26 protein-coding genes are annotated in these 20,505 nt (G+C 51.6%); 18 read left to right on the forward strand and 8 right to left on the reverse strand.

The window, feature by feature from the left end; genetic code table 11:
- Positions 1-3 precede the first annotated feature (3 nt).
- The 14 genes from J1836_RS11575 to J1836_RS11640 all read left to right on the forward strand — a co-directional run bounded on the left by J1836_RS11575 (position 4) and on the right by J1836_RS11640 (position 10,559).
- Positions 4-633, forward strand: coding sequence for a sigma-E factor negative regulatory protein (locus J1836_RS11575; protein WP_207251230.1), 630 nt, complete (start codon positions 4-6; stop codon positions 631-633).
- On the forward strand, positions 620-1,504 hold the full coding sequence (locus J1836_RS11580) for a MucB/RseB C-terminal domain-containing protein (RefSeq protein ID WP_207251231.1): 885 nt from the start codon (positions 620-622) through the stop codon (positions 1,502-1,504). Before J1836_RS11575 ends, J1836_RS11580 begins: the two co-directional genes overlap by 14 nt.
- A complete protein-coding gene (locus tag J1836_RS11585; RefSeq protein WP_207251232.1) occupies positions 1,494-2,072 on the forward strand; it encodes a SoxR reducing system RseC family protein in 579 nt (192 codons plus the stop codon). The genes J1836_RS11580 and J1836_RS11585 overlap by 11 nt, the downstream gene beginning before the upstream one ends.
- A 37-nt stretch (positions 2,073-2,109) precedes the next feature.
- Complete coding sequence (locus J1836_RS11590) at positions 2,110-3,216, forward strand: Do family serine endopeptidase (RefSeq protein WP_242632802.1); 1,107 nt, start codon at positions 2,110-2,112, stop codon at positions 3,214-3,216.
- Positions 3,203-3,460, forward strand: a complete 258-nt coding sequence (locus J1836_RS11595) for a glutaredoxin family protein (protein ID WP_207251233.1) — start codon at positions 3,203-3,205, stop codon at positions 3,458-3,460. The genes J1836_RS11590 and J1836_RS11595 overlap by 14 nt, the downstream gene beginning before the upstream one ends.
- The gene (lepA, locus tag J1836_RS11600; RefSeq protein ID WP_207251234.1) at positions 3,453-5,258 is read left to right on the forward strand and encodes a translation elongation factor 4; all 1,806 of its coding nucleotides are present in this window, start codon (positions 3,453-3,455) and stop codon (positions 5,256-5,258) included. Before J1836_RS11595 ends, lepA begins: the two co-directional genes overlap by 8 nt.
- A 19-nt stretch (positions 5,259-5,277) precedes the next feature.
- The gene (gene lepB, locus J1836_RS11605) at positions 5,278-6,036 is read left to right on the forward strand and encodes a signal peptidase I (RefSeq protein ID WP_207251235.1); all 759 of its coding nucleotides are present in this window, start codon (positions 5,278-5,280) and stop codon (positions 6,034-6,036) included.
- 60 nt (positions 6,037-6,096) lie between these two features.
- Positions 6,097-6,477 carry a DUF4845 domain-containing protein gene (locus J1836_RS11610; RefSeq protein WP_207251236.1) on the forward strand — a complete coding sequence of 127 codons (381 nt, stop codon included), beginning with the start codon at positions 6,097-6,099 and terminating at the stop codon, positions 6,475-6,477.
- The gene (rnc, locus tag J1836_RS11615) at positions 6,474-7,139 is read left to right on the forward strand and encodes a ribonuclease III (protein ID WP_207251237.1); all 666 of its coding nucleotides are present in this window, start codon (positions 6,474-6,476) and stop codon (positions 7,137-7,139) included. The genes J1836_RS11610 and rnc overlap by 4 nt, the downstream gene beginning before the upstream one ends.
- Positions 7,136-8,041, forward strand: a complete 906-nt coding sequence (gene era / locus J1836_RS11620) for a GTPase Era (protein ID WP_207251238.1) — start codon at positions 7,136-7,138, stop codon at positions 8,039-8,041. The genes rnc and era overlap by 4 nt, the downstream gene beginning before the upstream one ends.
- The gene (gene recO / locus J1836_RS11625) at positions 7,993-8,730 is read left to right on the forward strand and encodes a DNA repair protein RecO (RefSeq protein ID WP_207251239.1); all 738 of its coding nucleotides are present in this window, start codon (positions 7,993-7,995) and stop codon (positions 8,728-8,730) included. The genes era and recO overlap by 49 nt, the downstream gene beginning before the upstream one ends.
- Positions 8,723-9,457 carry a pyridoxine 5'-phosphate synthase gene (gene pdxJ, locus J1836_RS11630; protein WP_207251240.1) on the forward strand — a complete coding sequence of 245 codons (735 nt, stop codon included), beginning with the start codon at positions 8,723-8,725 and terminating at the stop codon, positions 9,455-9,457. The genes recO and pdxJ overlap by 8 nt, the downstream gene beginning before the upstream one ends.
- Positions 9,454-9,834 carry a holo-ACP synthase gene (acpS, locus tag J1836_RS11635; RefSeq protein ID WP_207251241.1) on the forward strand — a complete coding sequence of 127 codons (381 nt, stop codon included), beginning with the start codon at positions 9,454-9,456 and terminating at the stop codon, positions 9,832-9,834. Before pdxJ ends, acpS begins: the two co-directional genes overlap by 4 nt.
- 65 nt (positions 9,835-9,899) lie before the next feature.
- The gene (locus J1836_RS11640) at positions 9,900-10,559 is read left to right on the forward strand and encodes a class I SAM-dependent methyltransferase (protein ID WP_207251242.1); all 660 of its coding nucleotides are present in this window, start codon (positions 9,900-9,902) and stop codon (positions 10,557-10,559) included.
- Here the strand turns inward: J1836_RS11640 and J1836_RS11645 are convergent.
- Positions 10,536-12,359 (reverse strand): ATP-binding protein, encoded by a 1,824-nt coding sequence (locus J1836_RS11645; protein WP_207251243.1) that lies wholly within the window; start codon positions 12,357-12,359, stop codon positions 10,536-10,538. The two genes, J1836_RS11640 and J1836_RS11645, sit on opposite strands and share 24 nt — an antisense overlap.
- A gap of 142 nt (positions 12,360-12,501) precedes the next feature.
- Here J1836_RS11645 and cysM point away from each other — a divergent pair, with 142 nt between their 5' ends.
- Positions 12,502-13,395, forward strand: coding sequence for a cysteine synthase CysM (gene cysM / locus J1836_RS11650; RefSeq protein ID WP_207251244.1), 894 nt, complete (start codon positions 12,502-12,504; stop codon positions 13,393-13,395).
- A 52-nt stretch (positions 13,396-13,447) separates the two neighbouring features.
- Here cysM and tnpC read toward each other — a convergent pair whose 3' ends face one another.
- Positions 13,448-15,025, reverse strand: a complete 1,578-nt coding sequence (gene tnpC / locus J1836_RS11655; RefSeq protein WP_242632653.1) for an IS66 family transposase — start codon at positions 15,023-15,025, stop codon at positions 13,448-13,450.
- 61 nt (positions 15,026-15,086) lie between these two features.
- On the opposite strand from tnpC, the gene J1836_RS11660 reads away from it, so the two are divergent.
- Positions 15,087-15,695 carry a 2OG-Fe(II) oxygenase gene (locus tag J1836_RS11660; protein WP_207251245.1) on the forward strand — a complete coding sequence of 203 codons (609 nt, stop codon included), beginning with the start codon at positions 15,087-15,089 and terminating at the stop codon, positions 15,693-15,695.
- Here the strand turns inward: J1836_RS11660 and J1836_RS11665 are convergent.
- Positions 15,688-16,005, reverse strand: coding sequence for a hypothetical protein (locus tag J1836_RS11665; RefSeq protein ID WP_207251246.1), 318 nt, complete (start codon positions 16,003-16,005; stop codon positions 15,688-15,690). The genes J1836_RS11660 and J1836_RS11665 overlap by 8 nt on opposite strands.
- Positions 16,006-16,070: 65 nt before the next feature.
- Here J1836_RS11665 and J1836_RS11670 point away from each other — a divergent pair, with 65 nt between their 5' ends.
- Positions 16,071-16,739 carry a Fe2+-dependent dioxygenase gene (locus tag J1836_RS11670; RefSeq protein WP_207251247.1) on the forward strand — a complete coding sequence of 223 codons (669 nt, stop codon included), beginning with the start codon at positions 16,071-16,073 and terminating at the stop codon, positions 16,737-16,739.
- A 125-nt stretch (positions 16,740-16,864) separates the two neighbouring features.
- Complete coding sequence (locus tag J1836_RS11675) at positions 16,865-17,779, forward strand: hypothetical protein (protein WP_207251248.1); 915 nt, start codon at positions 16,865-16,867, stop codon at positions 17,777-17,779.
- Between the two features lie 72 nt (positions 17,780-17,851).
- On the opposite strand, the gene J1836_RS11680 is transcribed toward J1836_RS11675, so the two are convergent.
- The 5 genes from J1836_RS11680 to J1836_RS11700 all read right to left on the reverse strand — a co-directional run bounded on the left by J1836_RS11680 (position 17,852) and on the right by J1836_RS11700 (position 20,380).
- Entirely contained in the window at positions 17,852-18,043 is a 192-nt protein-coding gene (locus J1836_RS11680) for a hypothetical protein (RefSeq protein ID WP_207251249.1), read from the reverse strand.
- An 88-nt stretch (positions 18,044-18,131) separates the two neighbouring features.
- Positions 18,132-18,476, reverse strand: a complete 345-nt coding sequence (locus J1836_RS11685; RefSeq protein ID WP_207251250.1) for a TusE/DsrC/DsvC family sulfur relay protein — start codon at positions 18,474-18,476, stop codon at positions 18,132-18,134.
- Positions 18,477-18,594: 118 nt separating this feature from the next.
- Entirely contained in the window at positions 18,595-19,221 is a 627-nt protein-coding gene (locus J1836_RS11690; protein ID WP_242632803.1) for a type I-MYXAN CRISPR-associated protein Cas6/Cmx6, read from the reverse strand.
- Positions 19,222-19,289: 68 nt separating this feature from the next.
- Positions 19,290-19,487 (reverse strand): hypothetical protein, encoded by a 198-nt coding sequence (locus J1836_RS11695; protein ID WP_093069482.1) that lies wholly within the window; start codon positions 19,485-19,487, stop codon positions 19,290-19,292.
- The gene (locus J1836_RS11700) at positions 19,475-20,380 is read right to left on the reverse strand and encodes a TauD/TfdA family dioxygenase (protein WP_207251251.1); all 906 of its coding nucleotides are present in this window, start codon (positions 20,378-20,380) and stop codon (positions 19,475-19,477) included. Before J1836_RS11700 ends, J1836_RS11695 begins: the two co-directional genes overlap by 13 nt.
- Positions 20,381-20,505: the final 125 nt, after the last annotated feature.

Here is a 20,505-nt window from a genome sequence, read left to right on the forward strand (position 1 = left end):
AATATGAATACGATAAAAGAAGAACTCTTGTCGGCTTTCTTGGACGACGAGAGTGGTGACTTTGAGCGACGTCGTTTGCTCGATGAATTGAAAAAAGACGATGAATTAGGGCAAACGTTGTCACGTTATGCTTTTATGGGTGAGGCGATGCGTGCAGGTAAAGGTCAGTCAATGGGAACAGGCGTTTCATTGCTGTCGCGCATTCAGGCGGAACTGGAAGATGAACCCGCGTACACAGCGGATAACGTAGTGCCAATGCCCACCCGCGTAACGGCGGCAGCACCTGCGGCTAATGCAGCGAATGCTGGGGCTGTTACCAAGCTGCATTCTTACCGCTGGTTGGGGATGGGCATGGCAGCAACCGTTGCCGCAGTAGCAGTTGGCGCAATGTTGTTTGTGTCCCAACCGGAAGCCCCGACTGCGCAACTGGCAGCAGCCTTGCCAGCAACCCCCAGCAAAACCGCGACAGTCGTGGCAGATGCGGGTAATACGGATGCACGTATCCAGCAAGTGGGGCGGATTGATCCCCAAACGCGTGACATCCTCAAGCAATACGTTTCACAGCATGTTAAATACGCATCCACCACGGTGATTGCACCTTCCATTCGGGCGGTTTCTTATGCCAATGATTAAGCACAGCGTATCCGTCGCGGTATTAGCTGCCGTACTGGGATGGTCAGCGCCGAGCATGGCGAATGAAGCGGGTGATTTGCTGGCTAAAATGCGCAGTGCGGTGCATACCCTGAATTATTCCGGCACGTTGGTGTATTCGCAGGGCAATGATCTGTCCAATTACCAGATTAGCCATACCGTGGAAAATGGGGCTGAAAAAGAAAGCGTGGTGCATTTAGCACAGGGTTCAGGAATGGAGGGCGATACCGCCGAAAGTTTTTCCTTAGCGAAACTGCAACAAGTGCAACCACAGATGGAAGAGGTCTATGCGCTGGATTTGGGCGGCAAGGATTTTGTCGCCAATCGCAACTGTCAAATCGTGGTAGCACGCCCGCGTGACAAGATGCGTTATTTGCAACGTTACTGTATTGAGCCAGAAAGCGGCATGTTGCTGAAATATTCCTTGGTGGATCGTTCACACCGTTCGGTCGAGCAGTTAATGTTTACGGCGTTGGAACTGGCAGCGGTAGCACCCGCCGATCCAGCGGCTACCCCTGCTCCTGTCGTACCCGCCGTCGCCGCGATGCCGCCTAGCACCGATTGGGTGTTTTCGACGTTGCCTGCGGGTTTCCAACAAGTGCAAGATTTGCAGCAAGCCGGTGTCAATGGGCAAGCTCCCGTGCGGCAAATTATTTTATCGGATGGCATGACTTCGGTATCGGTTTTCATTGCACCCCCCGGTGCACCCGGCATTTTGGAAAGCATTGGCTTATCGGCAGGCGCAATGAAAATTTACGCAACTGAAGTGGCACAGCACCAAGTGACTTTGGTGGGGGAAGTACCCGTAGCAACGTTACAAAGCATCGGTGCTGGATTGCAATATGTCCATTGAGCAAGAATCCGACTTGATTAAGTTTCGGGCAAGCCCACATCATTATACTGTGCATAAAACAGCAGATAATGAGGGCAAACAGATGATCGAGCAAACAGCAACGGTTGTCAGCGTTGAATCGGGTTACGCGTGGGTAATGCCACAACAAACGGTCAGTGGTTGTGGCGGATGTGCATCGAAAACGTCGTGTACGTCTACGGCTTCTCCCTTTAGTTTTATGCGCAAAGAACCGCAGAAAATGCGGGTGTTAAACCCATCTTATGCACGACCGGGTGATGTCGTGGTGGTGGGTGTGCAAGGTGAGGCACTGGTGATGTATTCGTTATTGGCTTATATGCTGCCTTTGCTGGGCATGTTGGTGATGGCGATCATGGGGCGGGAATTAGCGGCTTTTGGTGGTATAACCAGTGAAATCGTTACCGTGTTCAGTGGGCTGCTCGGTTTGGTGGGCGGCTTACGTTTGGCTAATGTGATTGGGGCGCGTTCACTGAAGTCGCATGAATTCCAGCCGGTGATTTTACGTGGCGTTGGTCAGCCATTATTTGCTGATATGGCACATATTGCGTAAGGTACACGGCTTCTATTTTTAAAGTGAGAGCTGTTCCATGTTGATGCGGTGGCTGCGGGCAATGGCGCTTGCCGGTGTTCCTTTATCAGCAGGAACGGCTTTTGCGCATAACCTGCCTCAATTTACCGAACTGGTTAAAAGAAATAGCCCAGCCGTGGTGAATATCAGTACCAAACAAAGTATTTCCCCACGGGAGATGCTACTTGAATCCCTGCAATCCCCTGAAACTGATGAAGTATTCGATGCGCTGATGAGGCGTTTTCTGGAGCGTGATGGCGCTGGCAATGGTGGTCAACCCTTCGATTTCGACAGCAAATCGCGTGGTTCAGGCTTCATCTATTCCGATGATGGCTACATCGTCACCAATCACCATGTCGTACTCGGCGCAACCGACATCAAGGTGGCGTTAAATGATGGGCGTGAATTGCCCGCGCAATTGATTGGCAGCGACGAGCGTACCGATGTTGCTGTCTTGAAAGTCATCGCCAATGATTTACCCGTTTTGAAAATGGGGGAGTCCGACAAGCTGGAAGTGGGCGAATGGGTGTTGGCGATTGGTTCGCCGTTCGGGTTTGATCATAGCGCCACCGCTGGGATCGTTAGCGCGAAAGGGCGTAGCTTGCCGGATGAGAACTACGTGCCGTTTATCCAAACCGATGTGGCGATTAACCCCGGCAATTCTGGGGGGCCGCTGTTCAACTTAGCGGGTGAAGTGGTCGGTATTAACTCACAGATCTACAGCCGTTCCGGTGGTTTCATGGGCGTTTCCTTTGCGATTCCAATTGACGTTGCACAAGGCGTGATCGAGCAATTGAAGCGCAAAGGCTCGGTATCACGCGGTTGGCTGGGCGTTTACGTACAAGCAATCGACACGAAGTTGGCACAATCTTTCAATATGGCTAAGCCCGAAGGCGCATTAGTGGCAGAGGTTATGCCTGATGGCCCCGCCGCTGGCATGTTGAATCAAGGTGATGTGATCCTACGCTTTGATGATAAGCCCGTTGAAAATTCCGCTGCCTTGCCGTTGCTTGTCGGCAGTACCGCTATTGGTAAAACGGTGGAATTGGCGGTTTTACGCGCTGGCAAATACAAAGCCGTGTCGCTGACATTGACAGAATTACCTAGCCCAAATGCAAGAGAGTGAAGCAAAAACCCATCTGACCGTGTATTATCGCGTGGGCTGTCATCTCTGTGATGAGATGATAGCCCTTTTGTGTGAGTTTCAGGATGAGTTGAAATTCACCTTCGGGCTGGTAGACATCGACGCGGATGCAGAATTGAAAGTGCGTTTTAATGCGGATGTCCCAGTAGTGGCGTGGGGAGAGCGGATTTTGTTCTGGCATTTCCTCGATGAAGCGATTTTGAGGCAAGCATTACAGCATGGGTGAGGCGAACAAAAATATCCGCAACTTTTCGATCATTGCGCATATTGACCACGGTAAATCGACATTATCTGACCGTTTTATCCAATATTGCGGCGGTTTGGAACAGCGGGAAATGGAAGCACAAGTGCTGGATTCGATGGATCTGGAACGTGAGCGCGGCATTACCATCAAGGCGCAAAGCGTCTCGCTGGATTACAAAGCGCGTAATGGCGAAACCTACCATTTAAACTTCATCGACACACCGGGGCATGTGGACTTTTCCTATGAAGTCTCGCGTTCCCTCTCCGCTTGTGATGGCGCATTGCTGGTAGTGGATGCGTCGCAAGGTGTTGAAGCGCAAAGTGTTGCTAACTGCTACACCGCGATTGACCTGAATCTGGAAGTTGTCCCCGTCCTCAATAAAATTGACCTGCCAGCGGCTGACCCTGATCGCGTGTGCCAGGAAATTGAAGACATTATCGGCATTGATGCGTCGGAAGCGATTCACGTCAGTGCCAAGAGCGGTATTGGGATTGAAGACCTGCTCGAACAATTGGTGCAACGCATTCCGCCACCCGTGGGTGACCCTGATGCACCGTTGAAAGCCTTAATCATCGACTCATGGTTCGACAATTACCTCGGTGTGGTGGTGTTAGTGCGGGTAATTGATGGTGAAATCCGCAAGAAAATGAAAATCCGCTTCATGTCCAGCGGGCGTGATTTCCAAGTCGAACGTGTCGGCGTATATACCCCGAAAATGAAAGATTTGGACGTGTTGCGAGCGGGTGAAGTGGGCTTTATGATTTCCGGCATCAAGGAAATCGCCGTCGCAAAAGTGGGCGATACGCTTACGGATGCGCAACGTCCTGCTACAGTTCCGTTGCAAGGCTTTAAGGAAATCCAGCCGCGTGTTTTCGCCGGTTTATTCCCGATTGAATCGGATCAGTACGAAAACTTGCGTGACGCGCTGTCCAAGTTGAAATTGAACGATTCCGCACTGTTCTATGAGCCAGAAACCTCGCAAGCCTTGGGCTTCGGTTTCCGTTGCGGCTTCTTGGGCATGTTGCACATGGAAATTGTGCAAGAGCGTTTAGAACGCGAATACAACCTCGATCTAATTTCCACCGCGCCCACGGTTATTTACGAAGTTGTCTTGACCAATGGCGAGAAAAGTTTCATCCACAGCCCGTCTGAATTGCCACCGATTAATAAGTTGGCGGAAATCCGTGAGCCGATCATTGTGGGGACGATTCTCGTGCCGCAAGAGTACGTGGGCAACGTGATTACCTTGTGCATGGAAAAGCGCGGGATGCAGAAAAACATGCAGTACATGGGCAACCAAGTATCGCTGACGTTTGAATTGCCGCTGGCAGAAGTGGTGATGGACTTTTTTGACCGCCTGAAATCGTGCAGCCGTGGTTACGCCTCGTTTGACTACGCGATGGATCGTTTTGAGCCTGCACCGATGGTACGCGTCGATGTGTTGGTGAATGGTGAAAAAGTGGATGCACTGGCACTGATGATTCACCGCGACTTCGCGCAGTCACGCGGGCGCATGTTAGTGGAAAAGATGAAAGACCTGATTCCGCGTCAGATGTACGAAGTGGCGATTCAGGCAGCTATCGGCAGCAATATTATTGCCCGCAGCACGGTAAAAGCGATGCGCAAAGACGTGACCGCGAAATGCTACGGCGGTGACGTGAGCCGTAAGCGCAAGTTGCTGGAAAAGCAAAAAGAAGGCAAAAAACGCATGAAGCAAGTTGGTAGTGTGGAAATTCCACAAGAAGCCTTCCTTGCTGTGCTAAAAGTTAGCGACAAGTAAAACGTATAAGGACAGGGACATGGATTTTGATCTGGAATTTTGGCTAGTCATCGCCACAGCGATAACTGGCGTCATTTGGTTGCTGTATACCCTGATAACGGGTAAAAAAGCCGAGGGCGAAGAGCCAATGTTGGTGGAATATGCACGTTCGTTTTTCCCTGTGTTATTAGCGGTATTGTTCTTGCGCTCATTTGTGGCTGAGCCGTTCCGTATTCCCTCCGGTTCGATGTTGCCGACGCTGGAAATTGGCGATTTTATTTTGGTGAATAAGTTTGCCTACGGGCTGCGTTTGCCGGTGCTACATAGCAAAGTGCTGGAAATTGGCGATCCGCAACGTGGCGATGTGGTGGTTTTCCGTTTCCCTGATAACCCAGAAATTGATTACATTAAGCGGCTGATTGGTGTGCCGGGTGATGTGGTGAGCTGGAATGATAAAACCTTGACCGTGAATGGGGTGGAATTAAACCGTACTTTGGTTGGTGATTATGTACGCCCTGATCAGAAAACCCCACCCTCAATTCGTCTGAAAGAGGATTTGCTGGGTGTGCCGCATGATATATTGGTGACGCAAGGACGCATGGGACCCACTGGCTCAGTGACCGTACCGCAAGGTCATTATTTCATGATGGGTGATAACCGTGACAACAGTAACGATGGGCGTATGTGGGGTTTAGTTCCCGAAGCGAACGTGGTTGGCAAAGCGACGTTGGTGTGGATGCACATGAACTTTGGCGGTGATGGCTTCAATTTCTCGCGGATCGGTAACAAAATGCAGTAGGTTTCGGCTACGCTTAGCCAACAACTGAATTAAGTAATCAATAACAATAAAGGTGATGTGATGCGTAAGCAGCAAGGTGCGACGTTTTTAACGTGGGTCGCAGGCGCGGGTGTGGTGATTTTTGTGTTCATCAGCGCCATAAAAATCTTTCCCGTGTACCTAGAGTTTTACACGGTGCGCTCCTTGGTTGACCGTGTGGCGCAAGAGTCTGCGGCGAATACCACGACGCAACAAATTCGCCGGAAGGTGGATGATTTTATGATTGTAAACAGTCTGGATTCCTTTTCAGCCAATGACTTTAAAGTGGTGCAGGTGGAAGGCAAGAACAATGTTCGCGCCCTTGAGATATACTACGAGGTGCGTAAGCATTGGGTTGCCAATATTGATTTTCTGATGACCTTTAACTATTCCAAAGAGCTGGGAGCGGCTAGCGATACTTGAACAAATTGACCAAGCTACTGGGTAGCGAATTGATGGCGACGGATACGTTTGTTCGCGCCATCACCCACCGCAGTGCGGAAGGGAAGCATAATGAGCGCATGGAGTTTCTTGGTGATAGCGTGCTTGGGCTAATTATCACCACGGAGCTTTATCAGCGAATGCCACGCGCCAGCGAAGGCTATTTAAGCCGTTTGCGTGCTTCACTGGTGAATGAAAATGCGCTTGCCGGGATTGCGGTGGAACTCACCATTGGTGATTTTTTGCGCTTAGGGTCGGGCGAGCTGAAGAGCGGTGGTTTCCGGCGCAAATCCATTATTGCGGATGCGTTTGAAGCAATTGTCGGCTGCATTTACTTGGAGCAGGGCATGGAGGTCGCGAAAAAGTTTGTGCTGACAGCCTACGGCGACCGCTTGGATAATTTGCCTGCGGAAGACACGCTCAAAGACCCTAAAAGCCGCTTGCAAGAATTCCTGCAATCACGCGGGCATGAGTTGCCTGACTACACCCTGATTGATACGCAAGGCGAAGCGCATCGCCAAACCTTCACGGCAGAATGCGTTATCCCCAAACTCAATATCCGCACCACCGGCACTTCTGGTAGCCGCCGCAAGGCAGAGCAAGAAGCCGCCGGACTCGCATTTCAACAGGTAACAGCCCAATGACCGACGCTACCCCTTCTACCCAACGTTGCGGCTATGTCGCCATTGTTGGTCGCCCGAACGTGGGCAAATCCACGCTGATGAACTTGTTGATTGGCTTCAAAGTGTCCGCCACGGCGAATAAGCCGCAAACCACGCGCCACAGCATTCGTGGCATCCTGACCGAAGATGATTACCAGATTATTTTCGTGGATACGCCGGGGATTCACCGCACTTCCAAGAGTTTGCTGAATAAAACGATCAACCTCGAAGCCGTTGCCGCGTTGGAAGGCGTGGATGCGGTGGTGATGATGGTGGAATCGCTGAAGTGGCAAGATGAGGATGACTTGGTATTGCAACGCCTTGGGCATGTCACTTGCCCGGTCTATTTGGTCGCCAATAAAGTCGATCGCTTAGAGAAAAAAGAACGTCTGCTGACGTGGTTGCCGGAAGTATTGAAGAAATACCCATTCACCGAAGTTTTCCCGCTGTCTGCCACCAAAGGTACAAACACGCAACAGCTTAAAGCGGCACTGGTGAAAGTCATGCCGCATCAAGATTGGGTGTATGCCGAAGATGATGTGACTGACCAATCCACGCGTTTCATTTGCGGTGAGCTGATTCGCGAACAATTGATGACGTATTTGTATCAGGAAATGCCGTATTCCACCGCGATTGAAATCGAAACCTTTGAAGAAAAGCCGAAACTCACCGAAATTAACGCGGTGATTTGGGTGAGCCGTGAAAATCAGAAAGGCATCGTCATCGGGCATAGGGGTGAAGCGCTCAAACGCATCGGCAGCTCGGCACGCATTGCACTGGAAGCATTCCTTGAACGCAAAGTCATGCTGAAGTTGTGGGTGCGGGTCGAAGAAAATTGGGAAAACAGCCCACGTCACCTGCAAAGTTTGGGGATTTCAACCTGAGTGTTGCGGCACTTTCGCCCACCTTTATCCTGCGGCGTAACCCCTACCGCGATACCAGCTTATTGCTGGATATGTTTACCCGCGATGCGGGCAAAATAACTTGCGTGGCCAAATTCGGTCAAGGCAAGGGGACGCGTTCCAAAGGAATGCTCGAACCTTTCCGCCAACTCGAAGCCAGTTGGACGGGTAGGGGCGAAGTGTTTACCCTGTTCAATGCCGAAGAAAAACGCCGTTTTCCGCTGAAAGCTGCCGGATTGATTAGGGCTGTGTATGCCAACGAATTGCTGCTGCGGGCATTGTGGCAACACCAGCCGCAGCCGGAATTATTCACCCAATACCAGCAAACGCTATTTCGCCTCGAAAATTCCGCCGACATATTGGCATTGCCGTTGTTTGAACTGGACGTGCTGGCAGGTGCAGGCTATGTTCTGAACCTATGGCACGATGATGCGGAGGGGCATGACATTGACCCTGTGATGCGTTACCGTTTCCGCCCCGACCACGGTTTGTGTGCGGATGCGGGAGAAGGCAAAGGTGTACCGATTTCCGGTAACTTGCTCATCGCGTTGCGCGAACCCGAAGTGATGAATCCCGACCAGCGGTTGGAATTGCGCCATACCCTTGATTACTTGATCCAGATGTTGCTGAAAGGCAAAACCTTGAATGCGAGAAAATTGTTCCATGAATAAGATCGAACTCGGTGTCAATATTGACCACATCGCCACCTTGCGCCAAGCGCGTGGTACGGCTTACCCTGATTTGCTGGAAGCGGTGCGTCTTGTGGAAGACGCTGGCGCACACGCCATCACCATCCATTTGCGCGAAGATCGCCGCCATATTCAGGACGCGGATGTCTACGCGATTCGCCAAATGTGTACCCGCCGTTTGAATCTGGAACTGGCAGCTACCGATGAAATGGTCGGCATTGCTTGTGACGTATTGCCGAATGATGCGTGTGTCGTCCCCGAAAAGCGCGAAGAGCTGACCACTGAAGGTGGTTTGGATATTATCGGGCAGTTTGAGCGCGTGCGCAGCGTAACCCAGCGCTTGAATGCGGCGAATATCCGCGTATCGCTGTTTATTGAGCCGGATATTGAGCAAATTCGCCGCGTGCCGGACATTGGCGCACCGGTGATTGAATTGCACACGGGTACGTATGCGAATGCCACGGGCGAAGCGAAACAGCGTGAACTGAACCGCATTCGTGAAGCGACCGATTTCGCACACAGCCTTGGCATTCAGGTCAACGCAGGGCATGGGTTGGATTATCACAATACCCAAGCCATTGCGGCGATTGCCAATATCCGCGAACTTAATATCGGGCATTCGATGGTGGCGCGGGCGGTGTTTGTCGGTATCCGTCAAGCGACTGTGGAAATGTTGGCGTTAATGCAAGCAGCCAGAGCGGGTGCATGACGATCCTCGGCATTGGCACAGACATCGTGGAAATCGCCCGCCTTGCAGCCACCCTGCAACGCCACCCTGAACGTTTTCCCGAACGCATCCTACACCCCAACGAACGCGCACGTTTCGCCAACCAAGCCAACCCCGCCGCATGGCTGGCGAAACGCTTCGCCACCAAAGAAGCCCTTGCTAAAGCCCTCGGCACAGGCATTGGCAAAGAAGTGCGCTTGCAAGAAATCGAAACCACCCACGACCCACGCGGCAAACCGCTGCTGCAATTGCACGGCGTGACACTGGCAACAGCGACAGCAATGGGCGTAACCTCGTGCCAGCTTTCCGTCGCTGACGAGCGCACCCACGCTCTTGCGTTTGTGATCGTGTCGAATTAAACCCAACCTTACGAGCCAAATCCCTATACCCTGTCAGTCTTACTTGTTGTTGGTTGATAGATAAAATGCCATTGCCACTGCGCGTGCGTTACCAAACCGTTGAGTTTGGTAAGACCGATATTCACCTCTGTACACTCCGTGACCGGCAAGAGTTTAGCGACCCCGACCAAGTAGCTCACGACCTCGGTATTTTTTCTGCCCAGTGGTCGCTGTTTGGGGTGGTGTGGCCTTCCAGCTTGGTGTTGGCGCATCACGTTTGCGATTACCAAACTGACGGCAAGCGCATTTTGGAAATTGGCTGTGGCATGGCGTTATCCAGCCTATTGCTCAATCACCAACACGCTGATATTACCGCCACGGATTATCACCCTGAGGTAGCGTTTTTTCTGCAACGCAATACGCTGCTGAATCATGGCGCGGTGATTCCGTTTGAACGGGCGGATTGGGCGGCAGAAACCAATACGCTGGGGCAATTTGATTTGATCATTGGCAGTGACCTTTTGTACGAAGATCAACACATCAAGCAGTTGGCGGGATTTATTGAGAAGTGCGCGAAACCGACGTGTGAAGTGATTATTATCGACCCAGGGCGCGGGCGTAAAAATAAACTTAGCCTACAAATGGATCAGTATGGCTTTTCCAATACCCAACGTAAGCCCATCCATACCGACTACCTTGAGCAGCCGTTCAAGGGGTATATTCTAACGTTTCGGCGCGATGCTTGACGGTTTTGCACACCACTTGTGCAATTCTGCCGCTAAGGTGGGCGTATCCAGCGGCTTACCCAGATGCCCGTTCATGCCTGCTTTCAAGCATTCGGCAATGTCGGTAGACATCGTGTTGGCGGTTAAGGCAATGACCGGAATTAACGGGTTGCGTACTGCTGCCATATTGGCGTGAACGCTGCTCCTGCGTATATGGCGGCAGGCTTCCAGACCGTCACATTCAGGCATTTGCACATCCATTAGCACTAGCGCGTAGTCAGCATCAATCAAGTGTTGGATCGCTTGCTTGCCATTTTCGACCAAATCCACCTGGTTTAGCCCCAAGGTTTCCAGCATGGCTTGCGCGATTATCTGGTTGATGGGGTTGTCTTCCGCCAGTAAGATGCGGCAATTAGAGTCAAGCAGTGCATCATCCGCTGGCAGGGCTTCGGTAGGGATGCTAGGGGGTGTGGGTGTCGCTACTTGATAAGGAATTTCAAACCAGAAACACGAACCGTGTCCCTCTTCACTGTGCATCCCAATGTCACCCTGCATCAGGCTGACCAACTGCTTAGAAATCGCCAAGCCTAGCCCTGTGCCGCCGTATTTGCGCGCAGTAGACGATTCCATTTGTTGGAAGCTGTTGAACAACAAGGGCTGTTTGTCCACTGGAATGCCAATGCCCGTATCGTTAATTTCAAAGCGTAACCGTTCACTGTCCTCGGTGAGCTTAATCGTCAGCGTAATTTCGCCTGCTGGGGTAAATTTGATGGCATTGCCGATTAAATTGAGTAACACCTGTTGCGTGCGGATCTCATCACCGAGCAAATAAGGCGCGATGTCTGCACTAATGTTGATGGTGAATGCCAGCTCCTTTTCCTTGGCGCGGATCTCTAGCAAATGCTGTAAATGCGCCACCATGTCGTGCAGTGGATAGCTGGTCAGTTCCAGCGCCATCTTGCCTGCTTCAATCTTGGAAAAATCCAGCAGATCATTCAATAGCGCCAGTAGCGTTTTGCCACTGCGGCAAATCAGGGAAACATATTGCTGCTGTTCCACCGTATTCACCAATGGGGTGAGCAATTCGCTTGCGCCCAGAATGCCATTCATCGGTGTGCGCAATTCATGGCTCATGTTCGCTAGAAATTGGCTTTTGGCTTGGTTGGCGATTTCAGCGGCTTCTTTGGCGTGTGCCAGTTTGGCGGCTTGCTGTTCCAGCAAATCATTCTTGTACAGGAGCTGGTAGTAGTCACGATGGAGGCTCTTGCCAAAGGTTTGGGTGACAATGCTGAACAAGAGTAACGATAGGGCGACGGTATAGGTGCTGGTCGTACCCATGTGTAAGAGCACAGCGATCTGCGGCACAATCATGATATTGACGTAGGTGATAAACAGCGGGTTGTGGGGTGCAAGGCTGGTGGTTGTGCCAACACACAGCATTAACAAGGGCAGCAGTATGATTGTTCCTTGTTCGTCTAGCCCAATATGCACGAGTCCCCAAGCGGTGAATAGTGTCCAGACACTGGCGGAGATTATCAGGTTGATGCCGAGCAGAAATCGCGCCCTATCGGGCTGCGCCTTGTAGTGGGTAGGAAACTGTTTCAACAATAATAAGCGTATGCTGCCTAGAATCAGCATTAACAGGCCAATACCGTAAACGAGGGTGGGGTTGTGCTGAACAATATCCGTGCCCAACACCACTACGCCCCAACTAATCATGTAAGGGAACACACCATTGATCGAGCGGCCGCTCAGGTCATAGTCGCTTTGGACACGCATGGCAGCAGAGACGGGGACGTTTCCTACGGATACAGAATTCACGCGACTTCCGGTTATTTTTATGATGAGTGGTATGACGTTACCGCATTGCTGCTTAACGTCAAGTCAAATCCGCCAGTAGGTAGCGAATCCGTGGGATGGCTGGTAAGCTCTTCGTATCGACACACAATAAAGAGCGCCAGACATGCATTACCCCACCATCGAAGATTTCATCGGCAATACCCCGCTAGTCCGTTTACAACGCCTGCTCGGTGATACCACCAATACGCTTCTGGTCAAACTGGAAGGCAATAACCCCGCCGGATCAGTGAAGGATCGTCCCGCTTTGTCGATGATTCAACGTGCTGAAGAGCGCGGCGACATCAAACCGGGTGACACCCTGATCGAAGCTACCAGCGGCAATACTGGCATCGCGCTGGCAATGGCAGCAGCGATCAAGGGTTACAAAATGGTGCTGATCATGCCCGAAACCATGAGTGCCGAACGTCGCGCTTCCATGAAAGCTTACGGTGCAGAGCTGATCCTCGTCAGCAAAGCGGCGAGCATGGAGGGAGCGCGTGATCTTGCCATGCAGATGGAGCGTGACGGCAAAGGTAAGTTACTGAATCAATTTGCCAATGAAGATAATCCTTATGCTCATTTTCATTCCACTGGCCCAGAAATTTGGCGTGATACGCACGGGCAAGTCACACATTTCGTGAGCAGTATGGGTACGACAGGCACGATCATGGGCACAGGGCGTTTCCTCAAATCCAAGAATCCTGAGGTGCAAATCGTGGGTGTACAGCCTGCAACACAAACCGACCAGATTCCGGGGATTCGGCGCTGGACACCGGAGTATTTGCCGGAAATTTTTCACCGTGATGAAGTCGACCGTGAAATGGATATGAGCCAGCCGGAAGCAGAAGACACCATGCGGCGATTGGCATCGGAAGAGGGCATCTTCTGTGGGGTGTCATCGGGCGGAGCAGTGGCGGCGGCATTGCGGCTTTCCAAAGAAGTCGAGAATGCGACCATTGTGGCGATTATTTGTGATCGTGGGGATCGTTATATTTCTACTGGCGTGTTTCCTGCCTAAGCAAGTTCCCAACACTAACATATGTATCTACAGGTAAATAATCAGTAATTGATCACATCCCCACCCCTTGCGGTAAAGCGGGCAGGGCAAAGCCAGCGCGGGCAGCGGTAATAACACTGGCAAGATAAGCCAAGGCAGACTGTCCACGTTTGCGGCAAGTACCGATGATGCTGGCCAGCATGGCAAACGCACGGCTCCCCGTAGCACTCTTTGTGCCATGGTTGGTTTTGCGCAGGATCACCCAATGGCGCAACGCCCGCTCAGCCTCATTATTGGTCAAGGGAAGCCACGGGTGGTCAAGGATTCGGAAAATGGCATCCCAATCATTGATGAACTCTTTCGCCAGTGCCGCCGTCTTGTCATGGGCAGATACGGCATGGATCAAGCATAATGCCCTGAATTCCAGGAGTTTTGCCTGATGGCGTTGACGGATCACGTCGGTTTGCGTCCCCACCGTGCCGCCTGCTGCCCGCCAAGCGTAAATGTCGTCCTGTAATACCCTCAGCCAAGCGAGGGTGAAGTTGCCAAACGTCCGCCCGTCTTTGTCCAGTGATTCTGCCAGCCCACGGGCTTTGCGGATCAGGTGCGCCCAGCAACGCAAGCGTTTGGGGTGGTGGCGGTAAGCGGCATAGCCATCACTCATCAGCCAGCCCCCAAAGTGGGGGCTAATCACGTTGTCGAGCATTTCAATGGTGCGCTGCCCTACGTAGAAACAAACGCTGAGGGTGGTGACGAATGTCCATAGCCACAGGGCTTCGCCACGCTCTTTCCAAGAGGTTTCATCAATATACAGCACCCCGCCGTCAGCGGTGGCTTCTGCCAACAGCCCTTCCACCAAGGCATCTTCCAATGGAGAAGCACTCGCGGCTGCTTCCTCAAAACATTGCTGCAACACCCCGACACTTAGGGGAATGCCCAACACCTCCCGCAACAGTTCTTGTGTGCCACGCAGTGACAAGCGTGAGCGCAGCCGTAGGTGGACAATAAGTGCCGCCAGATTGCCCCCAATCAGCCGCCACTCGCCCACATCAACCTCCGGGTATAACGGGTCGGGAGCTTGGCGATGCGGGATATGGCGGCTCACATGACCGCAGGTGCATACGCTATCGTGAAGGTGGTGGCGGGTGGTGATGACGGTCAGTCCGGGGTTCCCATCCGTGCCAAACTGGATGTCCACACTGTCATAGGCGGTATAAATACGGGAGACAGCCGCATCCAGGGACCTGCCACAGGCTTCACATCGGCTGGGGTAATGGTGTTCGTCTGCATTGATGGGCGGATGCCATACCCGACCATAACCCGGTGCGCCGGGTTGTTTACCCGCTTTGCGTTTGGCTGGTTGGGCTGGCTTTGTGCCCGCCACAGCTTCTGGTTCCGGGGTTGGCTTTCCTCTGGCTGCACCCACCCCTTCTGTTTCGGGCAAAGCCACCGTTTTGGGTGACGTTTCCCACGGGAAACCGCTGCTGGGTGGTTTGGAGGAGTTGTTGGAGTTTTGGTTGATCTGTTCCCGCGCTTCTTTCAGGTCATGCAACAACTTGGTCGACAGGTGCAGCAGTTCCTCCGGCGTGAGCTTGGCAAGGTACTGGCTGTTAAGCTGTTTGAGGCTGTGGTCTTTCAGTTGTTGGGTCATCGGGGGAGTGTCGCAAATTTAGTGCGTTTGGGTAAGGGGGGACTGTTCAGTTACAATAATCATGGCTGACATCCGTCCCGCATTGCAAAGTTTGCGTGAACTTGCCCCGAATTCTTTCATTTTTGAGAAGAGTGATGCGCTACCGGGCTTTTTGTGTGACAACATGGTGGCTCGTTTCGAGCAAAATCGTGCGGATCAATACGCAGGACGCATCGGGCAAGACATGGGTAGCAACCAAAGTGTGAAGAAAACCACGGATATTTTTGTCAGTGGTGATGACAAATCGCATTGGAAGGATGTGGATAATAATCTACACCGTTCCCTTGCTCTCGCGTTACGTGAATTCCGTGAAGTTTTTCCGTATTTTAATGGTCCATTCAAAGACATGGGTTATAACCTGCAACGCTACCAAGCGGGTGAGTATTACCACTGGCATATTGATGGTGGTAGCCATCAATTTGCCATGCGCCAACTGGTGGCATTGTGGTATTTGAATGATGTGCCGGTTGAAGCGGGTGGTTCTACCGATTTCTTATTCCAGAATATCAGCGTGCAGCCCGAAAAAGGCAAGTTGGTCTTGTTCCCGCCGTTTTGGACACATGAACACCGCGCTGGTTTGATGAAGTCTGGCGTGAAGTACATTGCCACCACTTGGGTCGTGTTTAGCTGAAATCATGTCCCGTCATATCGCCTTCGGTATTGAGGTGAACTTCACGTATTTGCGGCATCCGCTTCAGGATGTAAGCTGCCATCAAGGTGCCGCTTTTCTGGTTGCCGTTCGACAGCGCCGTCAAGATTTTATCGGCGACGATCTGGCAACGCTGTTCCCGATCGGGTTTAGCTACCCATGTCCGGCTCATTTGGTAGCCTTTGTCCATGTCTTGATCCATCTGCGCGAAAAAGTCCTCGCCTTCTACCACCATAAAATCCGGTACGTCAATATCGCGGGTGGTGTCGTTGATTTGTATCCGTAATTGCATCACTCTTTAACCTATTGCCTATCTCGTGGGCAGATTACCCGATTCCATCCCTGAAAGGAAATGCCATGCTATTACTGATTAAAAACGTGCTCGATCCTCAACGCATCAAGGAAGTACAGGAATTACTAGCCACGGGTGAATTCGTCGATGGGCGATTTTCGGCAGGTGGGGAAGCGGCTAAAGTGAAATACAATCAGGAGCTTTCCCCCAATAGCCCGTTGCAACGCCGTTTGAATGCCATGGTGATGTCACCGCTAGTGCAACACCCTGAATATCAAGCGGCGGTCTTACCGTTGCGGGTGGCTACGGCGTTTTATGCGCGTTATTTGCCGGGGATGACTTATGGTTTTCACGTGGATGATCCGGTGATGGGGCCTATGTCAGGGCGGTATCGCACCGATGTTTCCACCACGGTCTTTCTCAACGATGACTACGAAGGCGGTGAAATTGTCATCCGTACCGTTTATGGGGAAGAAAAAATACGCGGGGAAGCGGGCGACGCGGTTGTGTATGATTCCGGTAGTTGGCACAAAGTGGCTGAAGTGACCAAAGGTTTCCGGTTGGTAGCGGTAACGTGGGCGCAGAGCTTGGTGAAAGACCCGCAGCAGCGTGAATTACTCTACCAATTGGCAAAAGCCCGTGAGGGCGTGATGGAAAAGCTGCCACAGTCCGTAGAGGCTGCCAGCATTAGTACTGTGCACATTAATTTGTTGCGGATGTGGAGCGAAGTGTAACGCTCAGTGAAATACACCACTGAGCCGAAAAATCTTATTCTTCGTCCAAGATAGGCTTGGTAATCGCTTGATTTGAGTGCAAAACAGAGGGGGATGTATGTAAGTGCAGCTACAAGGAGTTTTGCATGGCGCAACTGCTGGTAAAAAAATCGTCTTGGTGGGAATTTAATGCGAAGCAAGCCATTATTTGGTTGCCTGTTGCTGCGGTGCAAGCCAGTACGTTGGCGGGGCTAGGGTATTTCTATCACCGCCTGAATGCGCTGGAGGCGCTGCCCGCTGTTCCGCCGCAGCCTTTGCTGGCAAATACCTTGCAAGATGTTGCGCCACCTACCCCTACAGTACGCACCAGTCGTATTCCACCACCCTTGCCGCCGATGCCAGCTCCAATCCCCGTGGCGTTGCAGGTAACGCTGGCAAGCTCTGCAACACAGGATGTGATGCGAGTGGGACAAGATTTTTCGACAGCCGAGAAGCCCGCCGTTACCAAGCTGCCCAAACCCGCCGTTAAAAACAAAACAACCGATGCGAGCAAAGAGCGCGTTAGTAAAAAGAACGTGCAGGATGCCGTTATGGAAACCACGTTCGTCAGCCTAGACCCTACTGCCGAGGCTAACCTTGCGGCATTACCTGCTCCGGCTGATCTTGAAACTGCTGCCAATGCCGATATGGCGGCAGTCGTTATTGAGCCTGTGCCTGATGCTACCATTGCCGTAGATTCAGAAATTGTGCCCCATCGCACTGCGCCTGTGGGCGTATCGAAATGGGTGTATTTAGGCGAGTTGCGGGATTACGGTTGGCATGGGCAGAAACTGCGTATTCCATCGGATAGCGGTTTGCCGGAAGAGGGCGGTACATACCACACCCAGCAAATTCACGGTTTATACGATGAACCGCACGGTCGTCGCGTGATGGGCGGTTTTCAGTTGGGCGATACCGTCACGGTGCAAAAAGTGCGTCAGGAAGATAATGGCGGTGTTTGGGCTGAAGTGCGCAAAGTGCGTTCGGTAGGCAAGCCCGGCTGCGTAACGTGTACTCAGTAGAACGCTGAAGCCATGATCGCCATTAAAAAAAGCCGCTCTACAGCGGCTTTTTAGTATCTGAAGCTTTGCAGCTTATTTCCAGAAATTCGCTTCTTTAGAAGCCATTTCGCGGACTTCGTTAGCCAGTTCCTGATAACGTTCACGGTAAGATTTCCACTCACCAACGTAGTACTCCTCAGCACTGAATGCGCCTGATTGCTCATAAGCAGTGAATTTTGCCTGCATTTCAATCATTTCGCTGATCAGCTCTTGCTTAGTGCTCATGTCCGATGCCTCTTTAAAATTAACCAAATCCTGACAACAGGATAAACGGATTCCGGTAAAAGGGGGAATACCCCCTTTCGGGTAGAAATCAATAGCCGCCTTTACGGTTAGTGGCTGGCAGGCCAGCGACTTTCAGACCTTGCTTGCTGGGTGCACGTGGGAACAGGGTGTACATGTCTTTACTTGTCAGCTTTTTGTCGCCCCACTGATCAGCCATTGCTTTCTGGATGATGCGTTCCATTGGCTGCGTGCCGCCGTTGTTGATGTATTGATCGCGCAAATAGTTGATCACATCCCAATGACGCTCGCTCAATTCGCCAATGCCTTCTTCAACAGCAATAACTTTAGCAACTTCTTCGTTCCAATCGTTGAGGTCTACCAGATAACCTGCTTCGGTGGTTTCGATGGTTGTGCCGTTTACTTCGTAAGCCATGTTTAATTCCTCATGCAAAAGTGAATGTAGCCATTCGATGAAATTCTTGACCGCAAAATTATACGAAAAAGCAGTACGCCTCCCATTCCTCAAAAGGGATAGGGGGAAAGGTGCGTGACTATTCCGTTGGTTTCAGGGTTTTAATGCCTTTGTGCGGCATAAACAGCCCGCAACCCAGCTTACGCCCATCGCCTAAGCCGTATTGCTGCAAGCGAATAGACGGGTCACTGTCCAAATCCGCCAACATCAAGTGACGGGTGTGTAACACACCTTGCGGGGTACGCAGTGCGTGACTTTTGCCGCATAGCATCTTTTTCACCTTGAAATCCGCTACCCGTTTTACTTCTGCTGCCATGCGTTGCAGGAAGCTGTTTTCGTCTTCCGCCTCATCTGATAATACGTAACGCGCAAAAATCACCGAGGTGTGTACGAAAGGCTTTTCCTTCATGTCCCGCAAGCCGACCGCGTAGCCGTTCACATCCAGCGTTGTGCCAGACAGTGCTTGTGTTTCAGGGATTCGTGATTTGGGAATGCGTAAAAACATCCGCGTGCGCCGTGACGGCAACAGGAATTGGTTGCTCGCATCATCGGGGCGTTCCCAGCCATTACCGCTTTCGGCAACGTGGATGGGGTGGACTCCAGTAACGATTTCATCGGCAAACCAAGGCAGGGCTTGCTGGATGGCTTGTGCCAGATCCCACGCATGATCCAGCGGCAATTGCTTGCACGAAATGGCGAAACTCACGTCCAGCACGTCATCGGGTGCTTGATAGGGGAGGGTTTTATCCTCGTCTTCCTGCCAAAATATCGTGCTTACCTCGCCGACGAAAAAGTGATTTCCAACTGGTCGTACCAGTCTTCCGGGCGGTCTTTGTAGCCGGGGGGCTCAATATCAATCTGGAAAAAGATCGAGCCAGTTTCCAACGCGCGTTGTTGCACGATTTGCTTTAGCTCCTCGAAATTGCTGATCTTGTCGCCGTCTACCATCAAAATTTGGCTTAAACTGAGCATATTGTCTCCTTAGGTTCTTTAACCCGATCAAAATAACGTCCACGGTATAGTAGGCGGGTTTGTGTCGGGTCGTCGCTGTCTTTAAATGCGGTGCGGTTGTGCAGCACGTTGTTGCACAACAAGCCTTCGCCTGCCTGTAATGTGTACCTTATTTTGTAAGGTGAGTCCTGTTGCCATAAATTCAATAGGAAATCGGCGGCTTCGCGTGTCATGGGGTCATCACGCCAGATCACATTGCGCTGGCGGGCAGAATAGCGCATGTGCAAATGACCCGCAGTGGTGACGCTAAACACGGGGCCGGATTGTTCGGGGCGAATGATTTCCCCGTTCAATATGTTGGCAGGAATCGTGAAGGCATTCGGGTGCATCAAAGCGTGGATATAATCGGGGTTAGCATCACGCAATAAAATGTAGGCAATTTCATGATCCATCAACCAGCTTTCACCGCCTTCGAGTGCGGGTTGGGCGCAATGCAACAACATGCCGTGAATTTGCTCTTCGGGCAGGTTGTAATAGCCGTCGGTATGCCAGCTTAGCGGTTTATTGGTGTAGGGAATGTAATCGTGCTGCCCCGCGTGCGAAGTAACGTGCAAAGAAGTGAGGCTATCTTCATCCGCGCACAAATTGCTATCCAACCGAAACAAGCCCACTTTGTGTCCTAAACGGTGTACGTGACGCTTGCTGCGCACGTCGCCTTGCGCAAAATGGTACAGCGCGAGATTGTGTTCGCGGCAAATCTGTTGAAGTTGCGCTATTTCGGTGTCGCTGGGGTTTTCTGGGTCTTCAATCGTGACGAACAAGAATTCTGGCAGTAAAGGGTAAGCCGATAATTTTTTGTTGCGCCATGCTTGATAGGTATTTAACTCATTGAGATTAAAAGGAGAGTTGTACATCTTATAGACCTCGACAAAGACCGATAATCACTATAGCTATTTGCAATATTAAAAAATCCGAATATGCTATTGTACTGCTGCAAGTGGACTATTTTTGATTATGTTGAGGGTCTATCCCCTTCGAG

This window comes from Thiothrix fructosivorans, from assembly GCF_017349355.1.
Taxonomy (GTDB): Bacteria; Pseudomonadota; Gammaproteobacteria; order Thiotrichales; family Thiotrichaceae; genus Thiothrix; species Thiothrix fructosivorans.